General features: G+C 68.1%; 2 protein-coding genes. One reads left to right on the plus strand and one right to left on the minus strand.

Annotated elements, in window-relative coordinates:
- Positions 1 to 411 precede the first annotated feature (411 nt).
- The gene (locus AB0F91_RS47015) at positions 412 to 1,605 is read right to left on the minus strand and encodes a methyltransferase domain-containing protein (RefSeq protein WP_360609005.1); all 1,194 of its coding nucleotides are present in this window, start codon (positions 1,603 to 1,605) and stop codon (positions 412 to 414) included.
- Between the two features lie 281 nt (positions 1,606 to 1,886).
- Here AB0F91_RS47015 and AB0F91_RS47020 point away from each other — a divergent pair, with 281 nt between their 5' ends.
- The gene (locus AB0F91_RS47020) at positions 1,887 to 2,024 is read left to right on the plus strand and encodes a hypothetical protein (protein ID WP_360609007.1); all 138 of its coding nucleotides are present in this window, start codon (positions 1,887 to 1,889) and stop codon (positions 2,022 to 2,024) included.
- The last annotated feature ends 538 nt before the right edge of the window (positions 2,025 to 2,562 follow it).

Below are 2,562 nucleotides of genomic sequence, written 5' to 3' on the forward strand. Positions count from 1 at the left end.
CGGCGAGCTCGGCCACTGCACCCCAGCCCAGACCGAAGCCGACCACCGAGCATCACGCTACGATCAACCCCTCGAGCCTGCCCGGGCTCGGTGACCTCGGTCATCAGGTGCACTTCCATGATCGGGAGTTACACCGCTCGTCTTACAGTCCCAGGAACGCCGGTCATCGCGTCAGCGGCTCCTCTCCTCGGCAACGGAGCCGACAGCCTGCGCCATCACGCAGCGGGTCCGCCACCCGAGCCCGGCGTTCCTCGCCAGATCCGCACCTCGGCGTGTCGCGCGCACGATTTTCCGTTGCGCTACCACGAGAACGTGAACAGAAGGATCAGGTGAGCAGGCCAGTGATGAGCTTGCGGGCTACGGACTTCGACAGCCGGTTGACCGCGTGCATCGTCTTCTCCTCCGGCGTGCTCAGTGGCTGGCGATGTGCCAGGTGTGCTCGCCCTCGGGCCGGTCGAACCAGAGAGTGTGCGCTTCGGGTGTGACGGTAAGGCCGAAGCTGTCCCAGCCGGGCCGACCGAGATCAACCCAGGTGCTGTGGGCGATCTCGACCAGCCGCCAGAGGCGGCGGGGTCCGTCTTCGGCGACCCCGTGCTGGCCGTTCTGAGTGGCGAAGGTGATCTCGGCCCAAGAGCCGTCCGGGGTGGCGATCCAAGACGCGGCCGGTGCGGTGTCGCTGTAGGCCGGGATCAAGCCGCCCTCGGGAAGGGTGTAGCCGTAGGCGATGTCGGGGCCGAGGTCGAAGGAGGCGAGGAACCAGACGAGCAGCGAAGTCCACGGGGTGGTCGGGTCCAGACGTGTGGTGCTGTGCTCGGCCTGGTTGTGGTCCCGCTCGACGCGGAACCCGTCCGGGTTGCTGCCCGGGGTGTGACGGAGGTCCATGAACGCGGCGTAGGTCGCGTCGAAATGGCCCTCCGCCCGGTCGTCGTCGCGCCGGGTGAGGCGGACGAGGCTACCGGCGCCGGGCGCGGATTTGAGGTCGGCCAGGACCACGCCGCCAGGCCGGACCTGCTCGATCCAGGCCCACGGGATCGCGGGAACAGCGCAGGTGGCGATGATCGCGTCGAACGGCGCGTTCTCGGGCAGGCCGGCCGCGCCGTCACCGACGACCAGGGTCGGGTGGTAGCCGAGTCCGGCCAGCCGCGGGCTGGCCAGCTCAACGAGCTCGCCTTCGACGTCCACCGAGTAAACCTGCCCGTGGCCGAGCTGGTGCGACAACAGCGCGGCGTTGTAGCCGGTTCCGGTACCGATCTCCAGCACCCGCGCCCCGTCGGCGAGATGCAGGGCCTCGATCATGCGGGTCATCAACCCCGGCTGCGTCGACGAGGACAGCACGGTTGTCCCGCCTGTCGCGGTCGCGGCGAGGGTGGTGATCAGGGCGGTGTTGGCGTAGACGGCGGCCAGGTCGTCGACGCTGACGCGCTCAACCCAGGAGCCGTCGGCGGTCTGCTGGTGGTAGGTGGGGACGAACACATGCCGCGGAACCGCCCGAACGGCCGCGGCCAGGCGCGAGTCGGTGAGCTTGCCCGCCGCGACCAGTTCCTCGGCCAGCCGGGCAGCGTGGGGACCCCACTCGACGTCGCCAGCGGTGTTGATCGTGGTCACGAGCGTCCCCTTCGGTGGTGGGTGAGCAGGCCGGCCAGTGTGGCGGTGATGGGCGCACCGGTCCGGGCTTCCAGCCAGCCGTGCTGACCCGACGAATTACTCTCGAGGAACCACAATCGGTCCTTCTCGATCGCGAAATCGACTGCGGCGTAGGCCAACCCGAGAGTCCCATGTAGCGGCGCGGCCCCTTCTCAACCTCCCGCGGCGTGTCGATCAGCTGGTAGCGCAGGGCGGTGAAATCGGCTCGCCGACCCACTCGCGCTGAAGGTGAGTCCGCGGTGATGGTGATGCTGAACATCCGCTCGCCGATCGGCTTCGTCGTGGTCGACCTGGCCGACTTCGAACGCCGGCGCGTCGTCCCGAAACAGCACTCCGCCGTCCCCTCCGGCGATGGGACGGCGTCACCAAGCCCAGGCTGATCGCTGCATCAAACGGGTTAGTCCGGTTAACGGTGTGGCGCCGCTACCGCAACGTTTTTCTCAACGGCCCGGCACTATCGCCCAAGTCGGTCAGGGCACGCCGCCGTCTGCATGCGCATCCGCAGCCTGTCGCCGCTCCATCCACGACCTCCCCGAGGGAGCGCAGGTACAGCTCATGCCCGACACACTCAGCCCCTCACCCGGCCACACTGTTCGGCAAGAACTGGTGACCGTGTTGCTTATCGTCAACCACAAGGTGCCGTCGGAGGGCGCGACGTCCACTGCTGATCTTCATCTCTCCTCGTGCCAGCAACGTCCCAGACCAATCGGCAGGCCCTGTCCACGACACCCGCTGGCTGCCGAGATAAGGGAGTCGCGGTTTCACCGTTTCCCCTTGCCTGCGATGCGCAACCTCGCCGGCCGCGGCCTACCCAACCGGGTTGAGCCGCGCCGACCACTTCTCCTCGATGCGCCCGAACCGCCACACGGCGAGCGCGACCACCCAGGTGAAGATGAACAGCCCGACGATCGCGAACCC

The organism is Amycolatopsis sp. NPDC023774 (assembly GCF_040639695.1).
Taxonomy (GTDB): domain Bacteria; phylum Actinomycetota; class Actinomycetes; order Mycobacteriales; family Pseudonocardiaceae; genus Amycolatopsis.

What these genes read in the sequence shown, in the direction of transcription:
- AB0F91_RS47020 (WP_360609007.1), top strand. Translation starts at nt 1,887, where the DNA reads ATGGTGATGCTGAACATCCGCTCGCCGATCGGCTTCGTCGTGGTCGAC.